The organism is Serratia sp. G204Y, from assembly GCF_051172435.1.
Lineage (GTDB): Bacteria > Pseudomonadota > Gammaproteobacteria > Enterobacterales > Enterobacteriaceae > Serratia > Serratia sarumanii.
Genome location: NZ_JBPIZA010000001.1, coordinates 1,069,789 through 1,094,604 on the forward strand (window position 1 = coordinate 1,069,789; position 24,816 = coordinate 1,094,604).

The 24,816-nt window shown below is 60.9% G+C and carries 26 protein-coding genes; 14 read left to right on the plus strand and 12 right to left on the minus strand.

Annotated features, from left to right (window positions below; translation table 11 throughout):
- Genes sapD through sapA form a run of 4 tightly spaced genes read right to left on the minus strand, consistent with a single transcriptional unit; the run spans position 1 to position 4,481 of the window.
- Positions 1-993: a putrescine export ABC transporter ATP-binding protein SapD gene (sapD, locus tag ACSBQQ_RS05235; protein ID WP_004930587.1), complete on the minus strand. Its 993-nt coding sequence runs from the start codon at positions 991-993 to the stop codon at positions 1-3.
- Complete coding sequence (sapC, locus tag ACSBQQ_RS05240) at positions 993-1,883, minus strand: putrescine export ABC transporter permease SapC (protein ID WP_004930580.1); 891 nt, start codon at positions 1,881-1,883, stop codon at positions 993-995. Before sapC ends, sapD begins: the two co-directional genes overlap by 1 nt.
- On the minus strand, positions 1,870-2,835 hold the full coding sequence (sapB, locus tag ACSBQQ_RS05245; RefSeq protein WP_004930575.1) for a putrescine export ABC transporter permease SapB: 966 nt from the start codon (positions 2,833-2,835) through the stop codon (positions 1,870-1,872). The genes sapC and sapB overlap by 14 nt, the downstream gene beginning before the upstream one ends.
- Complete coding sequence (sapA, locus tag ACSBQQ_RS05250; RefSeq protein WP_048321637.1) at positions 2,832-4,481, minus strand: ABC transporter substrate-binding protein SapA; 1,650 nt, start codon at positions 4,479-4,481, stop codon at positions 2,832-2,834. Before sapA ends, sapB begins: the two co-directional genes overlap by 4 nt.
- Before the next feature lie 204 nt (positions 4,482-4,685).
- Here sapA and folE2 point away from each other — a divergent pair, with 204 nt between their 5' ends.
- The 3 genes from folE2 to zigA are packed head-to-tail and all read left to right on the plus strand — an operon-like array spanning position 4,686 to position 7,360.
- The gene (folE2, locus tag ACSBQQ_RS05255; RefSeq protein WP_033653048.1) at positions 4,686-5,612 is read left to right on the plus strand and encodes a GTP cyclohydrolase FolE2; all 927 of its coding nucleotides are present in this window, start codon (positions 4,686-4,688) and stop codon (positions 5,610-5,612) included.
- Positions 5,602-6,162 (plus strand): carbonate dehydratase, encoded by a 561-nt coding sequence (locus ACSBQQ_RS05260; RefSeq protein WP_033634689.1) that lies wholly within the window; start codon positions 5,602-5,604, stop codon positions 6,160-6,162. Before folE2 ends, ACSBQQ_RS05260 begins: the two co-directional genes overlap by 11 nt.
- A gap of 10 nt (positions 6,163-6,172) precedes the next feature.
- Positions 6,173-7,360, plus strand: coding sequence for a zinc metallochaperone GTPase ZigA (gene zigA / locus ACSBQQ_RS05265; protein WP_060427988.1), 1,188 nt, complete (start codon positions 6,173-6,175; stop codon positions 7,358-7,360).
- Positions 7,361-7,553: 193 nt separating this feature from the next.
- Here zigA and pspF read toward each other — a convergent pair whose 3' ends face one another.
- On the minus strand, positions 7,554-8,561 hold the full coding sequence (pspF, locus tag ACSBQQ_RS05270) for a phage shock protein operon transcriptional activator (protein ID WP_041035287.1): 1,008 nt from the start codon (positions 8,559-8,561) through the stop codon (positions 7,554-7,556).
- A 184-nt stretch (positions 8,562-8,745) separates the two neighbouring features.
- Between pspF and pspA the strand changes: the two genes are divergently transcribed.
- The 7 genes from pspA to tyrR all read left to right on the plus strand — a co-directional run bounded on the left by pspA (position 8,746) and on the right by tyrR (position 14,745).
- Positions 8,746-9,411 carry a phage shock protein PspA gene (pspA, locus tag ACSBQQ_RS05275; protein ID WP_048321633.1) on the plus strand — a complete coding sequence of 222 codons (666 nt, stop codon included), beginning with the start codon at positions 8,746-8,748 and terminating at the stop codon, positions 9,409-9,411.
- Between the two features lie 63 nt (positions 9,412-9,474).
- Positions 9,475-9,702 carry an envelope stress response membrane protein PspB gene (gene pspB, locus ACSBQQ_RS05280; RefSeq protein WP_004930553.1) on the plus strand — a complete coding sequence of 76 codons (228 nt, stop codon included), beginning with the start codon at positions 9,475-9,477 and terminating at the stop codon, positions 9,700-9,702.
- Positions 9,702-10,061 (plus strand): envelope stress response membrane protein PspC, encoded by a 360-nt coding sequence (gene pspC, locus ACSBQQ_RS05285; protein WP_033643233.1) that lies wholly within the window; start codon positions 9,702-9,704, stop codon positions 10,059-10,061. Before pspB ends, pspC begins: the two co-directional genes overlap by 1 nt.
- Positions 10,062-10,158: 97 nt before the next feature.
- Positions 10,159-10,425, plus strand: a complete 267-nt coding sequence (gene pspD / locus ACSBQQ_RS05290; protein ID WP_031299672.1) for a phage shock protein PspD — start codon at positions 10,159-10,161, stop codon at positions 10,423-10,425.
- Positions 10,406-11,803, plus strand: a complete 1,398-nt coding sequence (locus tag ACSBQQ_RS05295; protein ID WP_060427990.1) for a YcjX family protein — start codon at positions 10,406-10,408, stop codon at positions 11,801-11,803. Before pspD ends, ACSBQQ_RS05295 begins: the two co-directional genes overlap by 20 nt.
- Positions 11,800-12,861 carry a YcjF family protein gene (locus ACSBQQ_RS05300; protein WP_060427992.1) on the plus strand — a complete coding sequence of 354 codons (1,062 nt, stop codon included), beginning with the start codon at positions 11,800-11,802 and terminating at the stop codon, positions 12,859-12,861. Before ACSBQQ_RS05295 ends, ACSBQQ_RS05300 begins: the two co-directional genes overlap by 4 nt.
- A 312-nt stretch (positions 12,862-13,173) precedes the next feature.
- Complete coding sequence (tyrR, locus tag ACSBQQ_RS05305; RefSeq protein WP_033648446.1) at positions 13,174-14,745, plus strand: transcriptional regulator TyrR; 1,572 nt, start codon at positions 13,174-13,176, stop codon at positions 14,743-14,745.
- A gap of 57 nt (positions 14,746-14,802) precedes the next feature.
- Here tyrR and tpx read toward each other — a convergent pair whose 3' ends face one another.
- Complete coding sequence (gene tpx / locus ACSBQQ_RS05310) at positions 14,803-15,306, minus strand: thiol peroxidase (RefSeq protein WP_048321630.1); 504 nt, start codon at positions 15,304-15,306, stop codon at positions 14,803-14,805.
- 225 nt (positions 15,307-15,531) lie between these two features.
- Here tpx and ycjG point away from each other — a divergent pair, with 225 nt between their 5' ends.
- The gene (gene ycjG, locus ACSBQQ_RS05315) at positions 15,532-16,506 is read left to right on the plus strand and encodes an L-Ala-D/L-Glu epimerase (RefSeq protein ID WP_033634682.1); all 975 of its coding nucleotides are present in this window, start codon (positions 15,532-15,534) and stop codon (positions 16,504-16,506) included.
- Between the two features lie 3 nt (positions 16,507-16,509).
- Here the strand turns inward: ycjG and mpaA are convergent, their stop codons facing one another.
- Positions 16,510-17,217, minus strand: coding sequence for a murein tripeptide amidase MpaA (gene mpaA, locus ACSBQQ_RS05320; protein ID WP_060427994.1), 708 nt, complete (start codon positions 17,215-17,217; stop codon positions 16,510-16,512).
- Between the two features lie 206 nt (positions 17,218-17,423).
- On the opposite strand from mpaA, the gene ACSBQQ_RS05325 reads away from it, so the two are divergent.
- Both ACSBQQ_RS05325 and ACSBQQ_RS05330 read left to right on the plus strand, forming a co-directional pair.
- Positions 17,424-17,774 carry a hypothetical protein gene (locus ACSBQQ_RS05325; protein ID WP_015378006.1) on the plus strand — a complete coding sequence of 117 codons (351 nt, stop codon included), beginning with the start codon at positions 17,424-17,426 and terminating at the stop codon, positions 17,772-17,774.
- A 158-nt stretch (positions 17,775-17,932) separates the two neighbouring features.
- Positions 17,933-19,567 carry a peptide ABC transporter substrate-binding protein gene (locus ACSBQQ_RS05330; protein WP_033653056.1) on the plus strand — a complete coding sequence of 545 codons (1,635 nt, stop codon included), beginning with the start codon at positions 17,933-17,935 and terminating at the stop codon, positions 19,565-19,567.
- Positions 19,568-19,726: 159 nt separating this feature from the next.
- Here ACSBQQ_RS05330 and ACSBQQ_RS05335 read toward each other — a convergent pair whose 3' ends face one another.
- From ACSBQQ_RS05335 to ACSBQQ_RS05345, 3 genes are all read right to left on the minus strand, one after another.
- Entirely contained in the window at positions 19,727-19,975 is a 249-nt protein-coding gene (locus tag ACSBQQ_RS05335) for a hypothetical protein (protein ID WP_033648443.1), read from the minus strand.
- A gap of 194 nt (positions 19,976-20,169) precedes the next feature.
- Positions 20,170-21,207 carry a hypothetical protein gene (locus ACSBQQ_RS05340; RefSeq protein WP_060427997.1) on the minus strand — a complete coding sequence of 346 codons (1,038 nt, stop codon included), beginning with the start codon at positions 21,205-21,207 and terminating at the stop codon, positions 20,170-20,172.
- A gap of 5 nt (positions 21,208-21,212) precedes the next feature.
- Positions 21,213-21,917 (minus strand): hypothetical protein, encoded by a 705-nt coding sequence (locus tag ACSBQQ_RS05345; protein ID WP_039565944.1) that lies wholly within the window; start codon positions 21,915-21,917, stop codon positions 21,213-21,215.
- 155 nt (positions 21,918-22,072) lie between these two features.
- On the opposite strand from ACSBQQ_RS05345, the gene zntB reads away from it, so the two are divergent.
- On the plus strand, positions 22,073-23,056 hold the full coding sequence (gene zntB, locus ACSBQQ_RS05350) for a zinc transporter ZntB (RefSeq protein WP_033648440.1): 984 nt from the start codon (positions 22,073-22,075) through the stop codon (positions 23,054-23,056).
- Between the two features lie 219 nt (positions 23,057-23,275).
- Here the strand turns inward: zntB and ACSBQQ_RS05355 are convergent, their stop codons facing one another.
- Both ACSBQQ_RS05355 and ttcA read right to left on the minus strand, forming a co-directional pair.
- Positions 23,276-23,674 (minus strand): VOC family protein, encoded by a 399-nt coding sequence (locus tag ACSBQQ_RS05355; protein ID WP_033648439.1) that lies wholly within the window; start codon positions 23,672-23,674, stop codon positions 23,276-23,278.
- A 146-nt stretch (positions 23,675-23,820) separates the two neighbouring features.
- On the minus strand, positions 23,821-24,759 hold the full coding sequence (ttcA, locus tag ACSBQQ_RS05360; protein WP_033648438.1) for a tRNA 2-thiocytidine(32) synthetase TtcA: 939 nt from the start codon (positions 24,757-24,759) through the stop codon (positions 23,821-23,823).
- Between the last annotated feature and the right edge of the window lie 57 nt (positions 24,760-24,816).

Genomic DNA, 24,816 nt, shown 5'->3' on the forward strand with positions numbered 1-24,816 from the left:
TTATTGCTCCTCCATGTTCAGCGGGAAGTGGCAGGCGAAGAAGTGGTTTTTGACCGGGCGCAGGCGCGGCGTTTCGATACACTTCTTCTGCGCGTAAGGGCAGCGCGGCCCCAGACGGCAGCCGATCGGCAGGTGTTCCAGCGAAGGAATGGCGCCCGGCAGCGTGTTCAACCGGCTCTTGTGCGGCAGCGAGCGGCCGAAGTCCGGCATGGCGCGGATCAGCGCCTGGGTGTAAGGGTGGTGCGGCGCCGCCAGCAGCTCTTCGCACTGGGCGCTTTCCACCGTTTGCCCGCAGTACAGCACGTTCACCCGGTCGGCCCATTTACTCATCATCTGCAAATCATGGCTGATCAGCAGGATGGTGGTGTTGTTGTTCTGATTGAGGCGCGCCAACAGGCGGAAAATCTGCGCCTGGGTGGTCGGCTCCATGGCGTTAGTCGGCTCATCGGCGATCAGCAGGCGCGGCTGGTTGGCCAGCGCGATGGCGATCATAACTTTCTGACACTCGCCTTCGGTCAGCTCGTACGGGAAGCTGCCCATGATGTCGTCGTGATCCTTGATGCCGACGCGGTGCAGCAATTCGATGGCGCGGCGTTTGCGCCAGTTGAAGCGCTGCCACCAGTGGCCTTTATAAGTCCAGCCCGGGATCGCCTGCGCCAGCTGGCGGCCGATGCTCTCGGAAGGATCGAGACAGGACTGCGGCTCCTGGAAAATCATCGAGACGTTGTGGCCCACCAGCCTGCGCCGCTCGCGCGGGCTCAGCTGCAGCAGATCGATGTCGTCGAAGCGGAAACGGTCGGCGGTGACGCGCCAGTTGTCTTTGGTTACGCCGCAGATGGCCTTGGCGATCAGGCTCTTGCCGGAGCCCGATTCACCCACCAGGCCGCGCACCTCGCCCTCGGTCAGCGTCATGCTGACGCGATCGACCGCCTTGACCGGCCCTTCGGCGGTCATAAATTCAATCGTCAGATTGCGGATATCGAGTAACGGCATTATTCCACCCCGGCATTGATTGCGCGGCGCATACCGTCGCCTAACAGGTTAACCAGCAGCACGCTGACGAGGATGGCCGCGCCGGGCAGCATCACCGTCCAGGGGGCGACGTACACCAGCTCGAGCGAATCGCCGAGCATCGCTCCCCATTCCGGCGAAGGCAGCTGCGCGCCGAGATCGAGGAAGCCGAGCGCGGCGATGTCCAAAATGGCCATCGACAGCGCGCGGGTGAATTCGGTCACCAGCACCGCGGCGATGTTCGGCATGACGGCGTACCACAGGATCTGCAGCGTGGAAGCGCCGTCGAGCCGCGCCGCCACCACGTACTCTTTCTCCAGCTCGTCGTGCACCGCGCTGTAGATGGTGCGCACCATGCGCGGCAGCAAGGCGAGCCACACCGCCAGCATGGCGTGTTCAAGTTTGGGGCCGATAAACGCCACCACCACGATCGCCAGCAGCAGCGAGGGAATGGACAGCAGGGTATCAAGAATGTGGTTGAGCACCGCCGAGCGCAGCCCGTGAGTGACGCCGGCGAACACGCCGAGGATCACTCCGCAGAACGCCGCGGCCAGCGTCACCGCCAGCGCCGAGCCGAAGGTGGCGGCAGTGCCGGTCAACAGGCGGCTGAGGATGTCGCGCCCGAGATCGTCGGTGCCGAGAAAGAACGACACGTTGCCGTAGCGCGACCAGGAAGGCGGCAGCAGCTGATAGCCGAGGAATTGCTGATCCAGCGCGTAGGGCGCCAGCAGGCTACCGAACAGCGACAGCAGCAGCAGGGCGATCACCCCGTAAAAACCGATCATCGCCAGCGCGTCGCCGTAGAAAATCCGCCAGGTGTAGCGCAGCGGGCTCGGCATTTTTTTCTCGCGGTATACGTTATCGAAGGGCATACCATTCCTTATGTTTCAGCGGGTTGGTTGCCGCACCCAGAATATCGGCCAGGACGTTAATGGTGATCACCAGCGTGCCGACCACCATGACACCGGCGGAGATCGCCGCATAGTCCTGCTGGCGAATGGCGTTGATCAGCCAGCGGCCGAGGCCCGGCCAGCTGAACACCACTTCGGTGATCATCGCCAGCGTGAGCATGGTGGAGAACTGCAGCCCCAGCTTGGGCACGATCGGCGGCAGCGCGTTGTGCAACACGTGGCGGCGAATGATGGTGAAGCGCGACAGGCCGCGGGTGGCGGCGGCCTTGATGTAGTTTTGGCTCAGCACGTCGTCGGTGCTGATGCGCATCAGGCGCACCACTTCGGTGGTGGGCGCCACCGCCAGCGCGGCGATCGGCAGGATCATGTGGCGCAGGGCGCTGCCGATCATCTCGGCGCGGTACGGCGAGTCCGACAGCCAGGCGTCGATCAGCGCGAAACCGGTGATCGGCTTCACCTGATAAAGCAGGTCGAAACGGCCGGATACCGGCAGCCAGCCCAGATGCAGCGAGAAGAACAGCATCAGCAGCAGCGCCAGCCAGAACACCGGCATCGAAAAGCCCAGCAGCGCGAAGGTGCTGATGGCGGTGTCCTGCCACTTGCCGCGCAGCACGCCGGCGATGATGCCCAGCGGAATGCCGATAAACAGCGCCAGGGCGAAGGCCAACAGGCATAGCTCCATGGTAGCCGGGAACACTTCGCGCAGCTGTTCGCTGATCGCCTGGCCGTTGATGCTGGAAACGCCGAAGTCCCAGTGCAGCAGGCTGACGAAGTAGAACTGATAGGCGTCCAACAGGGCGGCGCCGTTCAGCGGCGCGCGCGGCGTGAAATAGCTCAGGCTGAAGCTGACCAGCGTCAGGAAGAACAGCGTGATCAGCAGCAGCAGAATGCGGCGCAGGGTAAAGATAATCACTTGTTCACCTCCGGCGCGGATTCACGGTACACCCCGGCGAACGAGGCGTTGCCGAACGGGCTCAGCACCAATCCCTTGATGTCGTAGCGGTAGGCCTGCAGACGCAAAGAAGAGGCCAGCGGCAGCACCGGCAGTTGCTGCTCGAGGATTTTCTGCGCCTTGCGGTAGTTGTCGATGCGCTGAGACAGCTGCTGCGACAGCAGCGCGTTCTGCAACACCTCGTCGAAGCCCGGGTCACACCAGTGAGCATAGTTGGTTTGCGAACGGATTGCCGCGCAGCTCAGCAACGGCCGGAAGAAGCTGTCCGGGTCGTTGCTGTCGGTGGCCCAGCCGGTCAGGGTCAGATCGTGGTTCATCTCCATCAGGCGCGCTTCCTGGAAGCGGCCTTCCACCGGCACAATGGTGACGTTGATGCCCACCTGGCCGAGATCGGCCTGGATCAGCTCGGCGGTCTTCAGCGGGCTCGGGTTGTAAGACTGCGAGGCGGTCGGCACCCACAGCTTTAGGTTCAGCTGGCCGACGCCGGCCTGCCGCAGCATTTCGCGCGATTTGGCCGGATCGTACTCGGTGACGTGCGCGTCGTTGTCGTAGGCCCAGGAGGCGCGCGGCAGGATCGAGGCGGCGGTTTCCGCAGTGCCGTAATAGATCGATTGCATCAACCGCTGGTTGTTGATCGCCAGCGAGATCGCCTGGCGCACGTTGAGGTTGTCGAGCGGCGGCTTGCGGGTGTTGAACGCCAGATAGGCGATGTTCATCCCCGGGCGCAGCGTCAGGCGCAGGCGCGGATCGTCGCGCAGGATAGACAGCTGGCTCGCCGCCGGATAGGCCAGCACGTCGCACTCGCCGGTCAGCAGTTTGGAGAGGCGGCCGGTGCCGCCGGCGCCCAGATCGATCACCACCTGCGGCATGCGCGGCAGGCCTTTCCAGTAGGCGGCGTTGCGCGCCAGGCGAATATATTGCCCCGAGCGGTATTCGTTGAGCAGGAACGGGCCGCTGCCGACCGGCTCTCGGTCGATCAGCTCCTGATGGCCTTCGCGCGTCAGCGTGTCGGCGTATTCGGCGGACAGCACCGGCGCGTAGTGGGTCGCCAGGTGCCACAGGAACGAGGCGTCCGGCGACTGCAGGCGGATCTCCACCGTGTAGTCGTCGAGCTTTCTCACGCTCTGCACCGAATCGCCGAACTGCAGGCTGTCGAAATAGGGGTATTCGCCGCCGTTGACGTCGTGATAAGGGTGTTTTTGGTCAAATACGCGCGCGAAGCTGAACACTACGTCGTCGGCGTTCATCTTGCGGGTGGGGGTGAACCAGGCGGTGGTCTGGAACGGCACGTCCTTGCGCAGATGGAAGCGGTAGGTGGCGCCGTTGTCCAGCACTTCCCAGCTTTGCGCCAGCTCGGGGATCAGCCGGTAGGTGTAGGGATCGACATCCAGCAGGCGATCGTACAGCTGGGCGGCCAGGGTATCCACCGTCAGGCCGCTGCTGGCCATTTGCGGGTTGAAGGTATTCAGTATGCCGCTGACGCAATAGACAAAGCCGCTCTGGCGAATGTCCGGCAGCGGCGCCGCGGCGGGCGCGGGCGGTGTTGTTGTGGCCAGGGCGGAGCCGGTAAAGCACAACGACACTATCCAAAGGGGTAAACCACGCATAGAGGCTCATGGGTTAATCAGCAATAGCGTTAGTGTATCGCACTCTGACCGGCAGCCCAATCCATTGAGCAAAATCACTGAGTTTTCTGCGACTTGATTAATCAGGTCGTTCGCGATCGTGAAAAAAATCTTATTTGATATGTTATAACATTACAAAATCATGATACCGTTCCCCGGCAAAGTCACAATAACGCAAGGGGATGTATGAACGAAGTTGCACTTCCACCACGCCGTTCGCTGCCGGACGCTCAGGCATGGCGCGGCGAAATGAGTGATGTCGGGCTCGATTGGGTCGGGATGCAAGGGATCGCGCTGCCGCTGGAGCTGGCCGGCAAGCCACTGATGGCCAAGGTCGACGCCGGCATCAACCTGCGTGCCGAAGCGGCGGGCGAACGCGGCATTCACATGTCGCGGCTGTATCTGGCGCTGGACGAATTGACGCAGGGCGAGCTGACGCCGCAGCGCCTCGGCCGAACGCTGCAGGCCTTTCTGGATTCGCAGCCGGAACACAGCGATCGCGCCAGCCTGACGCTCAGCGGCGAGTTGCTGCTGTCGCGCCCGGCGTTGCTGTCGCCGCAGCGCGGCTGGAAGGCTTACCCGCTGCGCATCGAGGCCACCCTGACGGACAGGTTGACGCTGGCGCTGACCGTCGGCGTGCCTTACTCCTCGACCTGCCCGAGTTCGGCGGCGCTCAGCCGTCAGTTGGCGCAGCAACAGTTTCAGTTTGATTTTGAACAGGCGGCGGAGCGGATCAGCCAACGGCAGGTGAGCGAGTGGCTGTTGGAGCAGGGAATGCCGGCCACCCCTCACAGCCAGCGCAGTTGGGCCTGGGTCACCGTGACGCCCGAGAATGAACGGGCGTTCGAACCGGTGAAATTGATCGACCGCATCGAACACGCGCTGGGCACGCCGGTACAAACGCTGGTGAAACGCCGCGACGAGCAGGCCTTCGCGCTGGCCAACGGGCAGAACTTGATGTTTTGCGAAGATGCGGCGCGGCGTCTGTATCGCATGCTGCGCAGCCAGTGCGATTACCGCGCCTTCTCGCTGCGCGTCGAGCATCAGGAGAGCCTGCATGCCCACAATGCGGTGGCGGAGCTGAGCTGGCGGGGAGAAAATCATGCTGCGTAAAAATCCCAGCGGCCACCTGCCGCAGGTCTCGCCGCTGGCCTACATCGATCCCACCGCCATTATCTGCGGCCGGGTGATCGTCGAAGATTTCGTCTACGTCGGCCCGTATGCGGTGATCCGCGCCGACGAGTTGAACGCCGCCGGCGACATGGAACCGATCGTCATCGGCTCGCACTCCAATATTCAGGACGGCGTGGTGATCCACTCCAAGAGCGGGGCGGCGGTCATCATTGGCCGTTACAGCTCGATCGCCCACCGCGCCATTGTCCACGGCCCGTGTCGCATCGACGATCGGGTGTTTATCGGTTTCAACAGCGTGCTGTTCAACTGCCACATCCAGTCCGGCTGCGTGGTGCGTTACAACGCGGTGGTGGACGGCGTGACGCTGCCGGAAAACCGCTATATCCCCTCGACCGAGCGCGTAGGGCCGGACAGCGACCTGTCGCGCTATCGCCAGGTCGATCGCGGCGCGCTGCAGTTTTCGGAAGAAGTGGCCGCCACCAACGTCGAGCTGGTGCGCGGCTATCAGGCATTACGCAATGAATTTTAATGAGGCTCCCATGAAACAACTTCCCGTGACCGTGCTTTCCGGCTTTCTCGGCGCCGGCAAGACTACGGTGCTGAACCACATCCTGAACAACCGGCAGGGCATGCGCGTGGCGGTGATCGTCAACGACATGAGCGAAGTGAACATCGACGCCGCGCTGGTGGAAAATGCGGTGCATCTCGATCGCCAGGAAGAGAAGCTGGTAGAGATGAGCAACGGCTGCATTTGCTGCACGCTGCGCGAAGACCTGCTGGTATCGGTGCGCGAGCTGGCGCAGGACGGGCGCTTCGATTATCTGTTGATCGAATCGAGCGGCATCTCCGAGCCGCTGCCGGTGGCGGAAACCTTTACCTTCGAGGATGAACAAGGGGAAAGCCTGTCGCAGTTCGCCCGGCTGGATACTCTGGTGACGGTGGTCGACGGGGTGAATTTCATCCAGCAGTACCAGCAGGCGCAAAGCCTGCAGGAGGCCGGCCAAAGCCTGGGCGAGGACGATCTGCGCAGCGTGGCGGATCTGTTGATTGAGCAAATTGAATTTTGCGACGTGATGCTGGTCAGCAAGACCGATCTGTTGACGCCAGCCCAGCAGGGCGAAGTGATGGCGCTGTTGGCCAGCCTGAACCCCGATGCCCGCATTGTGCCGATCGCGCTGGGTAAGCTGCCGCTGGAGGCGGTGCTGAATACCGGCAGCTTCAGCTTTGAAAAGGCGCAGCAGGCGCCCGGCTGGCTGAAAGAGCTGCGCGGCGAACACGTACCGGAAACGGAAAACTACGGCATCAGCAGCTTCGTCTATCAGGCGCGGCGGCCGTTTGCGCCTGACAAGTTTTACCGCGTGATCAACGGCGACTGGGGCGGCGGCAAGCTGCTGCGCTCGAAAGGCTTTTTCTGGCTGGCGACGCGGCCGCGGCAGGCCGGGCAGTGGAGCCAGGCAGGGGGCATCGCCCACTACGGCCTGGCGGGCACCTTTTGGCGCGCCATCCCGCAAAAGAACTGGCCGCAGGATCCCGAAGCGCGGGCGCACATTCAGGAAAAATGGGTGGAGCCGTTCGGCGACATGCGCCAGGAGCTGGTGTTTATCGGCCAGCATCTGCAGCAGGCGACGATCGTGCGTTTGCTGGACGAATGCCTGCTGAGCGACGATGAAATGGCCGCCGGCGTGGACTACTGGCTGGACATGGCTGACCCGTTCCCTGAGTGGTAATTGCGCAATCTTCGTGTGGAAATGAGAAAAATTCTCAACAAAGTGCTTTACAGACGATACTGATAACTATTATCATCGCCTGGCAGTTCACGGAAGGCCACAGTTTGCGGCTCTGATGTGGAAGGCACGACATTGCTCACATTGCTTCCAGTGTTTTTTAAGCCAGCTCGGGTGCTGGCTTTTTTTTTGCCTGTTATTCCTCGTCCGCTTCGCCGTTTTGCAGCAGCGCATGTTTTTTCAGCATGCCGCGCAGCTGATGATAGGTGAGCCCCAGCAGCTGCGCCGCCTTGCGCTGATTGAAACGCCCCTGCTGCAGAGCCGCTTCGATCAATACCTTCTCCTGCTCCAGCTGCCAGTTTTTCAAATCCAGCGGCAGCGCCGGTAACGCGCCGACGCCTTCAGGAACGGGCGCGACCGGCGCCGCCTCACGCGGCGCAAACGGGTTGATGATGATTTCGTCAAGCGGGCTGTCGCTGTCGCCGTGACGATAGACCGAACGCTCGACCACGTTTTTCAGTTCACGCACGTTGCCCGGCCAGCCATATTCGAGCAACGTTTGCCTGGCGCGTTCGGTAAAGCCGGGAAACAGCGGCAGCGCCAGTTCGCGGCACATTTGAATGGCGAAATGCTCGGCCAGCAGCATGATATCGGGCCGCCGTTGGCGCAGCGGCGGCAGCTGCACCACGTCGAACGCCAGCCGATCCAGCAGATCGGCGCGGAATTTGCCCGCCGCGGCCAGCGCCGGCAGATCGTCGTTGGTGGCGCACACCAGGCGCACATCCACCCGCAGCGGCTGGCTGCCGCCCACGCGCTCCAGCTGGCCGTATTCGATCACCCGCAGCAGCTTCTCCTGCACCAGCATCGGCGCGGTCGCCAGCTCATCGAGAAACAGCGTGCCGCCGTCGGCGCGCTCGAAGCGCCCCAGATGGCGCTTTTGGGCGCCGGTAAAGGCGCCGGCCTCGTGGCCGAACAGTTCGGAATCCAGCAGGTTTTCATTCAGCGCCGCGCAGTTGAGCGAGATGAACGGCCCTTGCCAGCGGTTGGAAAGGTAGTGCAGGCGGTGGGCGATCAGCTCCTTGCCGGTACCGCGCTCGCCGATCACCAGCACCGGTTTGTTCAACTTTGCCACCTGGGAGACTTGCTCCAATACGTCGACAAAGGCGTTTGCCTCGCCCAACAAATTCTCTGGCTGCTCGTTCATGATGAAATTCGCCAATGTTTGGTGAAAATAATCACTCTACAGCAAGCACGCAGAGAGTCAAAAAATAATATCCATTATTTATCAATGATATAAAAGTTGGCACGGGTTTTGATTATATCTTCAGGCAAGCTGTACGACTTAACGCGGCGCTTCAGACGCCATCAGAACCAAGAGGAAGTGAATTATGGGTATTTTTTCTCGTTTTGCCGACATCGTGAACGCCAACATCAACACCCTGCTGGACAAGGCGGAAGATCCGCAGAAGCTGGTGCGGTTGATGATCCAAGAGATGGAAGACACGCTGGTTGAAGTTCGCTCTACGTCGGCGCGTGCGCTGGCGGAGAAAAAGCAGCTGCTGCGTCGCATCGAGCAGGGCGAAAGCCAGGTAGGCGACTGGCAGGAAAAAGCCGAACTGGCGCTGCGCAAAGATAAAGAAGATTTGGCCCGTGCGGCGCTGATCGAAAAACAAAAGGTGGCCGATCTGATCGCCACGCTGACGCAAGAAGTGGCGACCGTAGAAGAAACGCTGGCGCGCATGAAGAGCGAAATCGGCGAGCTGGAAAACAAGCTGACCGAAACCCGTGCGCGGCAGCAGGCGTTGGCGCTGCGTCATCAGGCCGCGTCTTCCTCCCGTGACGTGCGCCGCCAGCTCGACAGCGGCAAGCTGGATGAAGCGATGGCGCGTTTCGAACAGTTCGAGCGCCGCATCGACCACATGGAAGCCGAGGCGGAAAGCATCAGCATCGGTAAAAAGAAGTCGCTGGACCAAGAGTTTGCCGAGCTGAAAGCCGACGACGCCATCAGTGAGCAACTGGCGGCGCTGAAAGCCAAGATGAACCGCTCAGAGTAAGGCGAACCGCGGCCACACGTCGGAGGTGGCCGCCTATCCAGGACCCGATAAGAAGGAATAACAATGAGTGCTTTATTACTTGCCATTCCGCTGACAATTTTCGTGCTGTTTGTCGCGCCGATTTGGCTTTGGCTGCATTACAGCAATCGGCAACAGACCGGCATCCAGCTGAGTCAGCAAGAAATGCAGCGCCTGGCGCAGCTGGCGGAAGACGCCAAACGCATGCGTGAACGCATTCAGGCGCTGGAAGAGATCCTTGATGCGGAACACCCGAACTGGAGACAGTCCTGATGAGCATGACGCTGGGCAGTAAAAAGCTTTATCGCGTTCCCGAAGAAGGCATGGTGAAAGGCGTCTGCGCCGGTTTGGCCCACTATTTCGACGTGCCGGTGCGCCTGATCCGCGTGATGGTGGTGCTGTCGCTGTTCTTCGGGCTGTTTTTCTTCACGCTGGTGGCCTATATCGCGCTGGTGTTCGTGTTGGACGAAGCGCCGGCCAGCCGTTTCGAAGGCGAGCATCAGAAGACGCCGCGCCAGCTGCTCGATCAGCTGGAATATGAGTTGGGCAGCGGCGAGCAGCAGCTGCGTCAGGTCGAGCGCTACGTAACGTCCGATACCTTCGGCGTACAGAGCCGTTTCCGCAAACTGTAACCCTTCTTGCGATGCCCGGCCTGCGCAGGCCGGGCATCTTCGCCGCCGTTATCCCGTTGAATGTAAAATTAATCGTCTTGTGCCGGAGGGCATTGTCATGAATAAAATCGATGTTGCGAACACCGCCAGAACGGGTGGATTTAAACGAGGAGCGGCGGCAATGTTGAAGACATTGGCTAAAGTCATCATCATAGCGTTATTGAACTATGGCCCGGCGGGCGCCGCCGGCTGGCTGTTGAAGACCGTCGGCCGCAAACCGGTGCGCTTCGTGCTGGCGCTGGTGCTGGAACCGCTGTTCCGTAAAGGCCTGAACAAGGCATTCGGGCGTTACGTCAAGGAGAGCAATGAAACGACTGCAAAATGAGTTAACCTCGCTGGTCAACCGCGGAATGGATCGCCATCTGCGCCTGGCGGTGACCGGCCTGAGCCGCAGCGGCAAAACCGCCTTTATCACCGCCTTCGTCAACCAACTGCTGCATGTGCACAGCGGCGCGCGCATGCCGCTGTTTTCACCGGCGCGCGAAGAGCGCCTGCTGGGCGTCAAACGCATCCCGCAGCGCGATCTCGGCATCCAGCGTTTCACCTATGACGAAGGGCTGGCGCAGCTTTACGGCACGCCGCCGGCCTGGCCGACGCCGACGCGCGGCGTCAGCGAAATCCGTTTGGCGCTGCGCTACCGCTCCAACGACTCGCTGCTGCGCCACTTTAAAGACACCTCCACGCTGTACCTGGAGATCGTCGATTATCCCGGAGAATGGTTGCTGGATCTGCCGATGCTCGAGCAGGACTACCTGGCCTGGTCGCGCCAGATGGCCGGGCTGCTGCAGGGCGAACGCGCAGAATGGGCCAAGCCTTGGCTTGAGCTGTGCAAGGCCTGCGATCCGCTGGCCCCGGCCGACGAAAACCGCCTGGCGGCGATCGCCCAGGCCTACACCGATTATCTGCTGCGCTGCAAAAGCGAAGGGCTGCACTTCATTCAGCCGGGGCGTTTCGTGCTGCCGGGCGACATGGCCGGCGCGCCGGCGCTGCAGTTTTTCCCGTGGCCCGACGTGGCCGCGTTCGGCGAATCGAAGCTGGCGCAGGCCGACAAACACACCAACATCGGCATGTTGCGCGCTCGCTTCAACTACTACTGCCAGTCGATCGTCAAAAACTTCTACAAAGAACATTTCGTCCGTTTCGATCGGCAAATCGTGCTGGTCGACTGCCTGCAGCCGCTCAACAGCGGCCCACAGGCGTTCAACGACATGCGTCTGGCGCTGACCCAACTGATGCAGAGCTTCCATTACGGCAAGCGCACGCTGTTTCGCCGCTTGTTCTCGCCGACCATCGACAAACTGATGTTTGCCGCCACCAAGGCGGATCATATCACCGCCGATCAGCACGCCAATCTGGTGTCGTTGCTGCAACAGCTGGTGCAGGAGGCGTGGCAGAATGCGGCGTTCGAGGGCATCAGCATGGATTGCGTCGGCCTGGCCTCGGTGCAGGCGACCGAGAGCGGCATCGTCGATCATCAGGGGCAACGCATTCCAGCGCTGAAGGGCAACCGCCTGAGCGACGGCGCGCCGCTGACGGTGTTCCCCGGCGAAGTGCCCGCGCGCCTGCCGGGGCCGGCGTTCTGGCAGAGCCAGGGGTTCCACTTCGATGAATTTCGTCCACGCGCCATGAGCGTGGACAGTCCGTTGCCGCACATCCGTCTGGATGCGGTGATGGAGTTTTTATTGGGAGACAAATTGCGATGAGCGAGCCGATCAAACCGCGTATCGATTTTGACGAGCCGCTGCAGCCGCCGCAGGAGCCGGCGTTGCGCGCCGGCGTCGCGTTCGATGCCGAACAGGCGGAAAGCTTTTTCCCGGCTGCGCCGGAGCTGCAGCAGGAAGAGGAAGAAGGGCGCGCCGAAGGCATCATTAACGCCGCGCTGAAACCGAAACGCAGCCTGTGGCGCAAAATGGTCACCGCCGGCCTGGCGCTGTTCGGCGTCAGCGTGGTGGCACAGGGCGTGCAGTGGGTGCATACCGCCTGGGTGCAGCAGGACTGGATCGCCATGGGCGGCGGCGTGGCCGGCGGCCTGATCGTGTTCGCCAGCGTCGGTTCGGTGGTCACCGAGTGGCGGCGTTTGTATCGGCTGCGCCAGCGCGCGGAAGAGCGCGACGTGGCGCGCGAGCTGTTGCACAGTCACGGGCTGGGCCAGGGGCGCGAATTCTGCGAGAAGCTGGCGCGTCAGGCCGGGCTGGATCAGGGGCATCCGGCGCTGCAGCGCTGGCAGGCCTCGCTGCATGAAACGCAAAACGATCGTGAAGTGGTGGAGCTGTACGCCAAACTGGTGCAGCCGGTGCTCGACAACCAGGCGCGGCGCGAAATCAGCCGCTCCGCCGCCGAATCGACGCTGATGATCGCCGTCAGCCCGTTGGCGCTGGTGGATATGGCGTTTATCGCCTGGCGCAACATCCGTTTGATCAACCGCATCGCCGCGCTGTACGGCATCGAGCTGGGCTACTTCAGCCGCATTCGTCTGTTCCGGCTGGTGCTGTTGAACATCGCCTTCGCCGGCGCTTCCGAGCTGGTGCGCGAAGTGGGCATGGACTGGATGTCGCAGGATCTGGCAGCGCGGCTGTCGGCGCGCGCGGCGCAGGGCATCGGCGCCGGCTTGCTGACCGCGCGGCTGGGCATCAAGGCGATGGAACTGTGCCGCCCGCTGCCGTGGCTGGAAGGGGAAAAGCCGAAGCTTGGCGATTTCCGCAGCCAGCTGATCGGCCAGTTGAAAGACACGCTGAAAAAGAGCGACGGCAAGGCCAAATAATCCCGCACGGCGCTCTGAGGAGCGCCGCTTTCTCAACGGCGCCGACGCCGGACGTAATCGAGACTTGACGACAGTCGATCCCCCTGCGAGTGCGTGATAAATCTCTGCAAAATTAATTCTGGTTGTGATAACTCTCTGTTTGTAGTCTAAAATGACGCCGATGCTGTTATTAGCTTGCGTTTAAAATCAGCAACCACGGCAATAAATCAGAGTTCTGTCAACTTTTGCTGACAGATCGCTTCTACCGCCCGGTGCGAGGGAGTATCATCATCGTCAACGATCCCCGCACCTGCAGAGATAAGGCCAACACTGATGCGTTTGGAAGTATTTTGCGAAGACCGCCTCGGTCTCACTCGAGAATTACTCGATCTTTTGGTATCGCGCAGCATTGACTTACGTGGCATCGAGATCGATCCCATCGGCCGCATTTACCTCAATTTCTCCCAGCTGGAGTTCGATACTTTCCGCGCGCTGATGGCGGAGATCCGCCGCATCGCCGGCGTGACCGACGTGCGCACCGTCAGCTTTATGCCTTCCGAACGCGAGCACCGCGCGCTGCGCGCGCTGCTGGAATCGATGCCGGAACCGGTGTTCTCGATCGACATGAAGGGCAAGGTCGAGCTGGCCAACCCGGCGGCGCAGGCGCTGTTCAGCCTGAACGAAGACAAGATCCGCAACCAGACCGCCGGGGCGCTGATCGGCGGCTATAACTTCAGCCGCTGGCTGGAGAGCGAGCATACGGCGCCGCACTCCGAGCGGGTGGTGATCCGCAGCCAGGACTTCCTGATGGACATCACGCCCATCTATCTGGAAGACGAACAGCAGCAGCCGGCCGCGGTCGGCGCGGTGGTGATGCTGAAGTCCACCGCGCGCATGGGCCGCCAGCTGCAAAATCTGTCGGTGAACGACGATACCGAATTCGACCACATCGTCGCGGTAAGCGCCAAGATGCGTCACGTGCTGGAGCAGGCGCGCAAGTTGGCGATGCTCGATGCGCCGCTGCTGATCGTCGGCGATACCGGCACCGGCAAGGATATTCTGGCCCGCGCCTGCCATTTGCGCAGCCCGCGCGGCAAACAGCCGTTCCTGGCGCTGAACTGCGCCGCACTGCCGGATGACGTGGTGGAGAGCGAGCTGTTCGGCCATGCGCCGGGCGCTTATCCCAACGCGCTGGAAGGCAAGAAGGGCTTCTTCGAGCAGGCCAACGGCGGCTCGGTGCTGCTGGATGAGATCGGCGAAATGTCGCCGCGTATGCAGACCAAACTGCTGCGTTTCCTCAACGACGGCACCTTCCGCCGGGTCGGCGAAGAGCATGAGGTGCACGTCGACGTGCGCGTGATCTGCGCCACCCAGAAAAACCTCACCGAGCTGGTGCAGCGCGGCGAATTCCGCGAAGATCTCTATTATCGCCTCAACGTGCTGACCATCACCATCCCGCCGCTGCGCGAACGTCCGCAGGACATCATGCCGCTGACCGAGCTGTTCGTGGCGCGCTTCGCCGATGAGCAGGGCGTGGCGCGGCCCAAGCTGGCGAGCGATTTGGGCGGTTTCCTCAGCAAGTACGGCTGGCCGGGCAACGTGCGCCAGTTGAAAAACGCCATCTACCGCGCGCTGACGCAAACCGAAGGCTACGAACTGCGGCCGCAGGATATCGTGTTGCCGGAGTTCGAGGTGGAGATGTCGCTGGGCGACGAGGTGCTGGACGGCTCGCTGGACGACATCAGCAAGCGTTTCGAGCGCTCGGTGCTGACGCGTCTGTATCGCACCTATCCCAGCACCCGCAAGCTGGCGAAGCGCCTGGGCGTTTCCCATACCGCCATCGCCAACAAGCTGCGCGAGTATGGCCTGAGCAGCCGCAAAGGCGGCGCCGAGGGCGAAGAATAAGAAAGGCGCCTTGCGGCGCCTTTAATGGGTATCCAAAGCCGGCGTTCGCCGGCTTTATTATTTCAGCGCAGCCAGCGCCGCGTCGTAGTCCGGCTCGGTGGTGATTTCGTTCACCAGCTCGCTGTACAGCACGTTGTCCTGGCCATCCAGCACCACGACCGCACGCGCGGTCAGGCCCGCCAACGGGCCTTCGGCGATTTCGACGCCGTACACCTGCTTGAACTCGGCGCCGCGCAGGGTGGACAGGGTGACCACGTTGCTCAGGCCTTCCGCGCCGCAGAAGCGAGACTGCGCGAACGGCAGATCGGCGGAGATGCACAGCACCACGGTGTTATCCAGGCCGCTGGCCAGCTGGTTGAATTTACGCACCGACGTCGCGCAGACGCCGGTATCGATGCTTGGGAAGATGTTCAGGACTTTGCGTTTACCCGCGAAGCTGCTCAGCGCTACGTCTGACAGGTCTTTGGCAACCAGTGAGAAGGCCTTGGCCTGTTCGCCCTGCTGTGGCAGTTTGCCCGCTACGCTGACCGGATTGCCTTGAAAATGTACTGTCTGAGTCATTGCTAGATTCCTTTTACAGGTGTTTATACAAAGGGTATGAACCTGATGAAACGGCGCACCGGCAACGGCATTTAACATCAGGTTCACACCCTGGCGCCAGTTTATGACAACCGGGGCGGATTGGATATCAAAGTTTGCTAAATAGTTGTATATATTAGGCTGTTCTATAAAACATCACCGGCGCATCAGCCTGGCTGAATGCGCAGTTTTCGCTCAGGAGCCGTTATGAGAGACATGCGTTTTTACCCGGAAGCCTGGCCGCTGCATACCGCCTTCGTGATTGCGCGCGGCAGCCGCACCGAAGCCCGGGTGGTGGTGGTCGAAATCGAACAGCAGGGCGTGCGCGGCACCGGTGAATGCACGCCGTACCCGCGTTACGGCGAGAGCGAGGAATCGGTGATGGCGCAGCTGGCAGAGATGGCGCCGGCGATCGCACAAGGCATAACCCGCGAGCAGCTGCTGGCGCAGATGCCGGCGGGCGCCGCCCGCAACGCGCTGGATTCGGCATTGTGGGATCTGGAGTGCCGCCTGCACGGGCAGAGCCTGTGGCAGCGCAGCGGCGTGGCGGCTCCGGCGCATATCCGTATGGCGCAGACCGTCAGCATCGGCACGCCGGAAGCGATGGCCTTCGCCGCGCGCGAACTGGAGCGGCAGGGTGCCACGCTGCTGAAGATCAAACTCGACGATCACTATATCAGCGAACGACTGGTGGCGATCCGCGCCGCGGTGCCGCAGGCGACGCTGATCGTCGACGCCAATGAGTCCTGGCAGGCGGAAGGGCTGGCGGCGCGCTGCCAGCTGCTGGCCGATCTCGGCGTGGCGATGCTGGAGCAGCCGCTGCCGGCCGGTGACGACGCCGCGCTGGAGCACTTTATTCATCCGCTGCCGATCTGCGCCGATGAAAGCTGCCACACCCGCGCCGATCTGCCGCGGCTGGCGCAGCGCTATCAGATGGTCAACATCAAACTGGACAAAACCGGCGGCTTGACCGAGGCGTTGGCGCTGGCGCAGGCCGCGCGCGAACAAGGGTTCGACATCATGCTCGGCTGCATGTTGTGCACGTCGCGGGCGATATCCGCCGCCTTGCCGCTGGCGCCGGCGGCGCGCTTCGTCGATCTGGACGGCCCGACCTGGCTGGCGCGGGACGTCGAACCGGGTCTGGCGTTCGAATGCGGGGCGATCGTCGATATCGCCCCGTAAGGATTAATTCGGGTAGGTCAGCAGCTCGGTCATCGCGTCGATGTAGCGCTCGCTGGCGGCATCGGCGGAGATCGGCGGGAATTCGGCGGTGATGCACGGCAGCGACAGATCCGCGCACCAGCTGCCGAACGAACCGGGCGTTTCATAACCGACGCTGGTCACCAGCGGCAGTTCGAACTTGTGCGCCAGCCAAACGCCGAGCCGCGAGCTGGCGGGATCTTCGATGCAGGCCAGCGGCTCATGGAACGACACCACCCAGTGGGGCTTCAGGCGATGGATCAGGTGACACAGCGCCTGGGTTTCCGGTTCGGAACCGGGGCGCCCGCCGGTGGAGAGCTTGACGTCGCGCACCGGCGCCGCGCTGTTCCAGCGGTAGACGGTGTCGCCGGAACGCCAGTTGGCGGCCGGGAAGTTGCGGTTCAGATCGACGCCGTTGGCATTGGCGCGCAACCCCAACTGGCAGCCATCGGGGTTGACCGCCAGCACCACGTGGTGCCGCAGCCGCTCGGGGGCGATGCTGCGCAGCGCGCAGGACAGGGTCACGATGGCGGCGCTCTCATCGCCGTGGGTGCCGGCGATGATCAGCCCGGTCTGCGAGCCGCTGCTCGCCGCCGGGAAATAGAGCAGCGGCGCACCCAGCAGCGAGCTGCCGTAGTTCTCTCCTGCGATGGCCAACTGGCCACGTTCACTGCGTGGTCGATGTTCGGTCATGGTGTTGTCCCTGGATTAAAGGTCGAGAGTCATTGTCATTTTATTCAGTGTATTACGCTTTGAGACATCTTTCCCATCGCAATTGTGCGGCGTTTGCGCGATCTGTGACGCGGCGGCGGCGAAAACGCCAATTAAACCGCACCTGGCCTGACGCTGTTGTTATACTAACGGCAGTGCTAAGCCAATCACCCGCAAGAGGATTTAACATGCCAGTAGCCAGAATCATCGCCAGCTATAGCGAAAATGAAAATGACACCATCACGCTGCTGTGCGGCGTGGACGCTGAAAACCAGATCCGCCAGGGGGAGTGGTTCGGCGTGGTGAAAAACGACGACGGGCGCGGGGATGAATCGAACTATCCGTTCACCCTGCATATCGATTACCAGAAAGATGCCTTCTACCTCGATTACGGCTACGACGACGCCGACGCGCGCCAGCTGCAAAAAACCGATATTTCGGCCCGTCCGCTGGCCGAGAAAGGCTTTTTCACCGTGTTCGATGAAGAAGAAGGCGAAGAGTTCAGCTACCGCATCAACAGCATCCACCTGTACGACTGACGGTCGCTGCTGCAAACACCGCCCGTGCCGCCCTGCGCCGCACGGGTTTTTTATCGCCTGAATCGCACTTTTTGCAACTTCTCGGCCGTGAGCGCTAGGCCGGACGGATCTTGTGCTATATGATAAAAAATTCAGATGGTTAACGGGGGAACATCATAATGACGGGAAGAAAAATGCAACGGGGTTTTCGTTTGGCGCTTTGCGCGGCGGCGATCGGCGCCTGTATGAGCAGCGCCATGGCGGCGCAGGTTCCCCCGGGCACCGCGCTGGCGGCCAAACAGGAAATCGTGCGCCACATTAAAGACGAACCGGCCTCGCTCGATCCGATCAAAGCGGTTGGCCTGCCGGAGGCCCAGCTGGCGCGCGATCTGTTCGAAGGGCTGGTCAATCAGGACGCCAACGGGAAAGTGATCCCTGGCGTCGCCACGCGCTGGCAGACCAGCGACAACCAGACTTACATTTTCCATCTGCGTAAAGACGCGCGGTGGTCAAACGGTGACCCTGTCACGGCGAAGGATTTCGTCTACAGCTGGCAGCGGCTGGTCGAGCCGAAAAACCTGTCGCCGTTCGCCTGGTTCGCGCAGCTGGCGGGGATCCAGAACGCCGAGCAGATCATCAGCGGCAAATTGCCGGCCGATCGCTTGGGCGTGTCGGCGCCGGACGACTACACGCTCAAAGTGCAGCTGGACAAGCCGGTGCCGTACTTCGTCAGCCTGACGGCCAACTTCAGCCTGTTCCCGGTGAATAAGGCGGTGGTGGAAAAATACGGCAACGACTGGACCAAGGTCGGCAATCTGGTGGGAAACGGCGCGTTCAAACTGCAGGAGCGGGTGGTGAACGAGAAGCTGGTACTGACGCCTAACGATCATTACTGGGATCATGCGCATACCGTGCTGACCAAAGTGACCTTCGTACCCATCAACCAGGAATCCAACGCTACCAAGCGTTACCTGGCAGGTGACATCGATATCACCGAATCCTTCCCGAAAAACATGTATCAGAAGCTGCTGAAAGACATTCCGGGGCAGGTGTATACGCCGGATCAGCTCGGCACCTATTACTACGCGTTCAACACCCAGCGCGCGCCGACCAACGACGTGCGGGTGCGCCAGGCCTTGTCCTATGCCATCGATCGCAAGATTATTGCCGAAAAAGTGCTGGGCACCGGCGAAAAACCGGCCTATCACTTCACGCCGGACGTGACAGCCGGGTTTAAACCGGAAGTGAGCTTGCTGCAACAGCAATCGCAGGCGGAGTTGGACGCGCAGGCCAAGGCGTTGCTGCAGGCGGCCGGTTACGGCCCGAACAACCCGCTGAAGCTGACGCTGCTGTATAACACCTCGGAAAGCCACCAGAAGATCGCCATCGCCGTGGCCTCGATGTGGAAGAAGAAGCTGGGGATTGACGTCAAGCTGCAGAACCAGGAATGGAAAACCTACATCGACAGCCGCAACACCGGCAATTTCGACGTGATCCGCGCCTCCTGGGTAGGTGACTATAACGAAGCGTCGACCTTCCTGTCGCTGCTGACCTCGACCCACAGCGGCAACATCGCCAAGTTCAAGAACGCGGACTATGACAAGCTGCTGGCGCAGGCGGGGCGGGAAACCAATCCGGCGGCGGTGACCGCCGATTACAACAAGATGGAGCAGATCATTGCCGATCAGGCGCCGATCGCGCCGATTTACCAGTACACCAACGGCCGCCTGATTAAGCCGTGGGTAAAAGGCTACCCGATCACCAATCCGGAAGACGTGGCCTACAGCCAGACGATGTATATCATCAAACACTGAGTCGCTTTAATTATCGCCCTCGCTTGATGCGGGGGCTTTATTTTTTTTCGACGATGAAACTAAGAAGATAATTAATTATTTCACGCGATAAACCCCGTTTAATAATAAACAGGGTTGCCATCATCACAGTATTTTCGCTATTTCAGAGAATGGTTACGCTTATAGACAGTCCCGCATGGCATCCACCACCACCCGGCCGTTCATGTCGGTTTGAGTGATGCGGTAACTGGTGGGGTACGAGCGTCGGGTGCTGAAACGATCGTGGACGGAGACCTTGCCAATCTGCAGGCCGGCGGCGTTTTTCACCACAAACTCACTGATCTCTTCCTGGCCCTGGTTTTGCAAATGGATATTGCTGATTTTTTCCAGCGTATCGCTGGCGTTTATTTTTAAATGGTCGCGTAACATAACTACCTCCTCGTAGTGAGAAAAGTATATGCCCCTAAAATTTGCGCTGAAACAGCTTTGTGTTGATTTATTATTATCATTTTGAATTAAAAATGATAGCAATATGTTAAGTCATAATAATAACGGCATTGCCAGCGCTTTATCAGCGATATTGCCTGATTTGTCGGCAAAGGTTTATTTCATTGCCGTTATTATTAGTCTGCATTAATGGGGAAAAGCGCCTGCCTGGCCGCCGGGGCTGAAAATACGCAGGCGACGTTGTGCCCGCAGCCGGGAACGATCGTTAACCGATGCGGCTTCTCCGGCGCCAGGTAATGCCGATCGTAGTCGGCGTAGGCCAGGGCGCGCTGCAATCGATAGGGGCCCTGCAACTGGGCGGCGCAGGATTTGTCGAGTATCCGATAGTAGGCGCCCGGCGCGGCGCCGGTATCCTCGGCGGCGGCCAGATAGGTGATATCGGCGGCGGCGTAACGCCGGCGGGCCGCGTCGGCGGTGCGCTGCAGGTGAGCGGGAAACGCTTCCAGACCGTATTTCCATCGGTTGGCCTGCGGACAATGGCCGGCGTCCAGCGTTTGCCAGCGAAAACGGCAGGTTTCTTCACTGCTGCAGTTTCCCCAACTGGTGGGCAGAGGGCGCAGGCGATCAAAATAGAGCCAGCTGCCGGGATCGGCCACCACATAGCGCAGACGCACTCCGCGTGGCGGCTGGGCAAAGCCGACATAATGCTGCACGAACTGGGCGCCGGCGGAAAAACCGGCCACGGTTATCGACTGCAGCGACGGCCAGCGCCGTTTCAAATCGGCCAGCAGGTTATCCATGGCGTTGAACGAACCGGTCTTCCCGCCATTATCCAAGCCGCCCTCGACCCAGGAGCCGCAGCGCCACAGGGCGTCGCCGTCTTGCGGCTGGGGCAGACCGGCGGAATGGCAGTGGGCGGCGAGTTTTACCGGTACCTGAAACAGCGGGGCGACCAGCAAGCTGCTGTCTCCTGCTCCCTGCGCGGCGTCGATCGCCGCTTGCAACGTCCTGGCGGCGTCGCGTGGATGGCCGTGCATCACCACCAGTGCGCTACGCGGCTGGGGGGAGCGGGCGTGAGCGACAAAATAAGGCAGGGAACCGGCCGCCGTCGGCGCGCGATAGGGCGTGGCGAGGCGCTCCAACACCGGCTCTGCACGAACCGATTGGCCGAACAGCAGCAGGGCGGCCATTGCGATGCACCGCAGGCAGCGCATTCTCGTCAGGCTCGGCGCAGCGCAGTGCGCATTTGTCTCAGGACTTCCCGGCATCGTTGTTCCTCACGCGCTCGTTGGTAGTAGCGATAAAAGGCGCGTTCCGAGCTGAGGTTACCCGCGCGTGCCAGCTGTCTGAAGGTCAGGTATGCCAGGCTGAACATAATGATAATAAATAATAAGCCGGGGAACAGCAGCTGCCAGCCGTCGGTGATGCGCGCATTAGGCAGATAGCTGAGTGAATGGGGCGTAATCAATACCCCTAACTGTTGCAGTCCCCATTGAGTCAACGCGGGGAGTAGTACCAGCAGCGTGACGAACAGCAAATACAGCAAAAAATAGCGACACGAAAGCAGGAAACGCTTGAAAGCGTTATTGGCGCTTGGCCGCAAAACGAAGCCCGCGGACGTGGCGCGCAAGATTTGCTGGCGGCCACCGGTGAAGCGATAACGTTCCAGCGCCGCTACGCTGTCCGGCAATGCCAGCAGCAGTTGCAGCGCAGTAAGGCCGGCGCTGCTGTTGCCGAGATAGTCGCGAAATCGCAACAGGCGTATGGGGGCGCTCTGGCGCTTCTCGACGGATTCGAGCAGGTTCAGCAGCTTATCGCGGTTTTCCCGCCGAATGCGAAAAGGGGTTTTGACGACGGCGATAAACAGCGTAATGACGGTCGGTAAGACGATTTTCAAAATATCTGCGGCGCTGATTTGTAACATGCGAGTCTCCTCTCGGGCTGTCTTGCGTTCCTTGCGGCAGAAGTATAGACCACGCTTATAGGACAACGTGAAAACTGGCGTTACAGCTTGGCCTTTGATCTCCAAGGCGTTAACGCTAGACTCAGCAACATAAGCAAGACTGAGGGGATAAATGAATGGATGTGATTGAGGGGAGCGAGCTGCAGATCGCCGATGCGGTTTACGCCTACCAGTTGGACGGCAAGGGCGGCGTCACGCCGATCGAGCAGGATGACACGATCACCTGCGACGCGCCGTGCTGGCTGCATCTTGATTACGCGCACCCGGCCAGCGCCGAATGGCTGAGCACCACGCCGCTGCTGCCGGACTCGGTGCGCGAAGCGCTCTCCGGCGAAAGCTCACGGCCGCGCGTCAGCCGCCAGGGCGAAGGCACCATGATCACCCTGCGCAGCATCAACTTCAACGCCAATTCCCGGCCGGACCAGCTGGTCACCATTCGCGTGTACATCACCGATAAACTGATTGTCTCTACCCGACACCGCAAGGTGTATTCCATCGATCAGGTGGTGAACGATCTGCAAAGCGGCGCCGGGCCGACCAACAGCGGCAGCTGGCTGGTGGAAATTTCCGATGCGTTGACCGATCACACCAGCGAATTTATCGAGGATCTGCACGACAAGATCATCGATCTGGAGGACGCCTTGCTGGAGCAGCAGGTGCCGGAGCGCGGCCAGCTGGCGCTGATCCGTAAACAGCTGATCGTGCTGCGCCGCTATATGGCGCCGCAGCGCGACGTCTTCGCGCGGCTGGCCAGCGACCGTCTGCCGTGGATGAGCGACGACGATCGCCGCCGCATGCAGGACATCGCCGATCGCCTGGGGCGGGGATTGGACGATCTGGACGGCAGCATCGCGCGCACCGCCATCTTGTCCGACGAAATCACCACGGTGATGGCCGATGCGATGAACCGCCGCACTTACACCATGTCATTGTTGGCGATGGTATTTCTGCCTACCACCTTCCTGACCGGGCTGTTCGGGGTCAACCTTGGCGGCATTCCGGGCGGCGGCAATCCTCTCGGTTTTGCGGCGTTTTGCCTGATGCTGGGCGGGTTGGTGCTTGGCGTCGCCTGGTGGCTGAAGCGCAGCCGCTGGCTGTAGGCAAAAATGACGAAAACCCGGTTAACATTGAGCAATATCAACATTTAGCCGGGGGAAATGGGGCATGATCTCTCTCGCAGGTGAATGCAACGTCAAGCGATGGGCGTTGCGCTCCATAATTGTCTTACTTTCTTATTTTTGAATTACTGCATAGCACATTTGATTCGTACAATGCCGGTTTAATCACCGGCATTTTTTTATTCGGCTTTCCTCTTTTCTTCAGGCCGCGCTTTCATCCCAGAAGCTGGCTTCAATCTTGTGCCCATCCAAATCACGGACAAAGCAGCCGTAGTAAGCCTCGCCGTAGTGCGGCCGCGAACCGGGCGCGCCTTCATCGGCGGCGCCGGCCAGCAGCGCCTGGCGATGGAATTCATCCACCTGTTGCTTGCTGGTGGCGAAAAAACCGACGTGCGTGCCGTTGCCGGGCGAGGCCGGCTGGCCGTCGATCGGCACCTGCAGCCAAAATTCCGGGTAGTCGCGGCCGTAACCGATGGCACCGGGATGCTCCAGCACGCGTCGACAACCCAAGGCGGCCAGCGTGCGATCGTAAAAGGCGGCGGCGGCCTCGAAATCGTTGGAGCCCAGCGAGACGTGGGACAGGCAGGGGGTGATATTCATTGCGCGATCTCCATATGACTGTATAAATAAACAGTATAGGGTAAAAACGGCACCGCCCAGTAAATTTTGCGCAAACTGTGAACAGGATCGAGATCGTCGAGAGAGGGGAATGTCGCCGCTTGCAGAGGGCAAGCGGCGAGAGGGGCTTATTTGATTTCCAGCACGTTCAAACGCTCTGGCGCAGGCACCGAGTCGTCCGAGTCTTCCGGCTGCCAACCGACGGGCTGCATCGGGATGTCTTCGCGATCGAAGGCCAAATCGCCGCCGTCCACCACGGCGCTACCGTGGTGAATGCCTTTGAAATCGAACAGATTGATGTCGCTCAGGTGCGAAGGCACCACGTTTTGCATGGCGCTGAACATGGTTTCCAACCGGCCAGGGTAACGCTTGTCCCAGTCGCGTAGCATATCGCCGATCACCTGGCGCTGCAGGTTAGGCTGCGAGCCGCACAGGTTGCATGGGATGATTGGGAATTCCTTGGCGATCGAGAAGCGTTCGATGTCTTTCTCGCGGCAGTAGGCCAGCGGGCGGATCACCACGTGCTTGCCGTCGTCGCTCATCAGCTTGGGCGGCATGCCTTTCATCTTGCCGCCGTAGAACATGTTGAGGAACAGCGTCTGCAGAATGTCGTCGCGGTGGTGGCCCAGCGCGATCTTGGTGGCGCCCAGTTCGGTGGCGGTGCGGTACAAAATGCCGCGGCGCAGGCGCGAGCACAGTGAACAGGTGGTTTTGCCTTCCGGGATCTTGTCTTTAACGATGCTGTAGGTGTTCTCTTCGACGATCTTGTACTCCACCCCCAGGCTTTCCAGGTAGGCGGGCAGAATATGCTCCGGGAAGCCGGGCTGCTTCTGATCGAGGTTCACCGCCACCAGGGAGAAGTTGACCGGCGCGCTCTGCTGCAGATTGCGCAGGATCTCCAGCATGGTGTAGCTGTCTTTACCGCCGGACAGGCAGACCATGATGCGGTCGCCTTCTTCAATCATATTGAAATCGGCGATCGCTTCGCCCACGTTGCGGCGCAGGCGCTTTTGCAATTTGTTGAGGTTGTACTGCTCTTTTTGGCTAACGGATTGCTTTTCTGACATTTAAATCGTGCTCATTCTCAATGGGGGGCACTAGGGGCATGGCGTTGTAGCCGCGAG

Coding starts and splice junctions, on each gene's coding strand:
- tpx (WP_048321630.1), bottom strand. CDS start 15,306: ATGACTCAGACAGTACATTTTCAAGGCAATCCGGTCAGCGTAGCGGGC.
- sapA (WP_048321637.1), bottom strand. CDS start 4,481: ATGCGTGGTTTACCCCTTTGGATAGTGTCGTTGTGCTTTACCGGCTCC.
- ACSBQQ_RS05260 (WP_033634689.1), top strand. CDS start 5,602: ATGCTGCGTAAAAATCCCAGCGGCCACCTGCCGCAGGTCTCGCCGCTG.
- ACSBQQ_RS05330 (WP_033653056.1), top strand. CDS start 17,933: ATGACGGGAAGAAAAATGCAACGGGGTTTTCGTTTGGCGCTTTGCGCG.
- pspB (WP_004930553.1), top strand. CDS start 9,475: ATGAGTGCTTTATTACTTGCCATTCCGCTGACAATTTTCGTGCTGTTT.
- zntB (WP_033648440.1), top strand. CDS start 22,073: ATGGATGTGATTGAGGGGAGCGAGCTGCAGATCGCCGATGCGGTTTAC.
- ttcA (WP_033648438.1), bottom strand. CDS start 24,759: ATGTCAGAAAAGCAATCCGTTAGCCAAAAAGAGCAGTACAACCTCAAC.
- ycjG (WP_033634682.1), top strand. CDS start 15,532: ATGAGAGACATGCGTTTTTACCCGGAAGCCTGGCCGCTGCATACCGCC.
- folE2 (WP_033653048.1), top strand. CDS start 4,686: ATGAACGAAGTTGCACTTCCACCACGCCGTTCGCTGCCGGACGCTCAG.
- ACSBQQ_RS05355 (WP_033648439.1), bottom strand. CDS start 23,674: ATGAATATCACCCCCTGCCTGTCCCACGTCTCGCTGGGCTCCAACGAT.
- pspC (WP_033643233.1), top strand. CDS start 9,702: ATGAGCATGACGCTGGGCAGTAAAAAGCTTTATCGCGTTCCCGAAGAA.
- pspA (WP_048321633.1), top strand. CDS start 8,746: ATGGGTATTTTTTCTCGTTTTGCCGACATCGTGAACGCCAACATCAAC.
- ACSBQQ_RS05295 (WP_060427990.1), top strand. CDS start 10,406: ATGAAACGACTGCAAAATGAGTTAACCTCGCTGGTCAACCGCGGAATG.
- ACSBQQ_RS05325 (WP_015378006.1), top strand. CDS start 17,424: ATGCCAGTAGCCAGAATCATCGCCAGCTATAGCGAAAATGAAAATGAC.
- ACSBQQ_RS05340 (WP_060427997.1), bottom strand. CDS start 21,207: ATGCGCTGCCTGCGGTGCATCGCAATGGCCGCCCTGCTGCTGTTCGGC.
- ACSBQQ_RS05345 (WP_039565944.1), bottom strand. CDS start 21,917: ATGTTACAAATCAGCGCCGCAGATATTTTGAAAATCGTCTTACCGACC.
- pspD (WP_031299672.1), top strand. CDS start 10,159: ATGAATAAAATCGATGTTGCGAACACCGCCAGAACGGGTGGATTTAAA.
- tyrR (WP_033648446.1), top strand. CDS start 13,174: ATGCGTTTGGAAGTATTTTGCGAAGACCGCCTCGGTCTCACTCGAGAA.
- ACSBQQ_RS05300 (WP_060427992.1), top strand. CDS start 11,800: ATGAGCGAGCCGATCAAACCGCGTATCGATTTTGACGAGCCGCTGCAG.
- mpaA (WP_060427994.1), bottom strand. CDS start 17,217: ATGACCGAACATCGACCACGCAGTGAACGTGGCCAGTTGGCCATCGCA.
- zigA (WP_060427988.1), top strand. CDS start 6,173: ATGAAACAACTTCCCGTGACCGTGCTTTCCGGCTTTCTCGGCGCCGGC.
- sapD (WP_004930587.1), bottom strand. CDS start 993: ATGCCGTTACTCGATATCCGCAATCTGACGATTGAATTTATGACCGCC.
- ACSBQQ_RS05335 (WP_033648443.1), bottom strand. CDS start 19,975: ATGTTACGCGACCATTTAAAAATAAACGCCAGCGATACGCTGGAAAAA.
- sapC (WP_004930580.1), bottom strand. CDS start 1,883: ATGCCCTTCGATAACGTATACCGCGAGAAAAAAATGCCGAGCCCGCTG.
- pspF (WP_041035287.1), bottom strand. CDS start 8,561: ATGAACGAGCAGCCAGAGAATTTGTTGGGCGAGGCAAACGCCTTTGTC.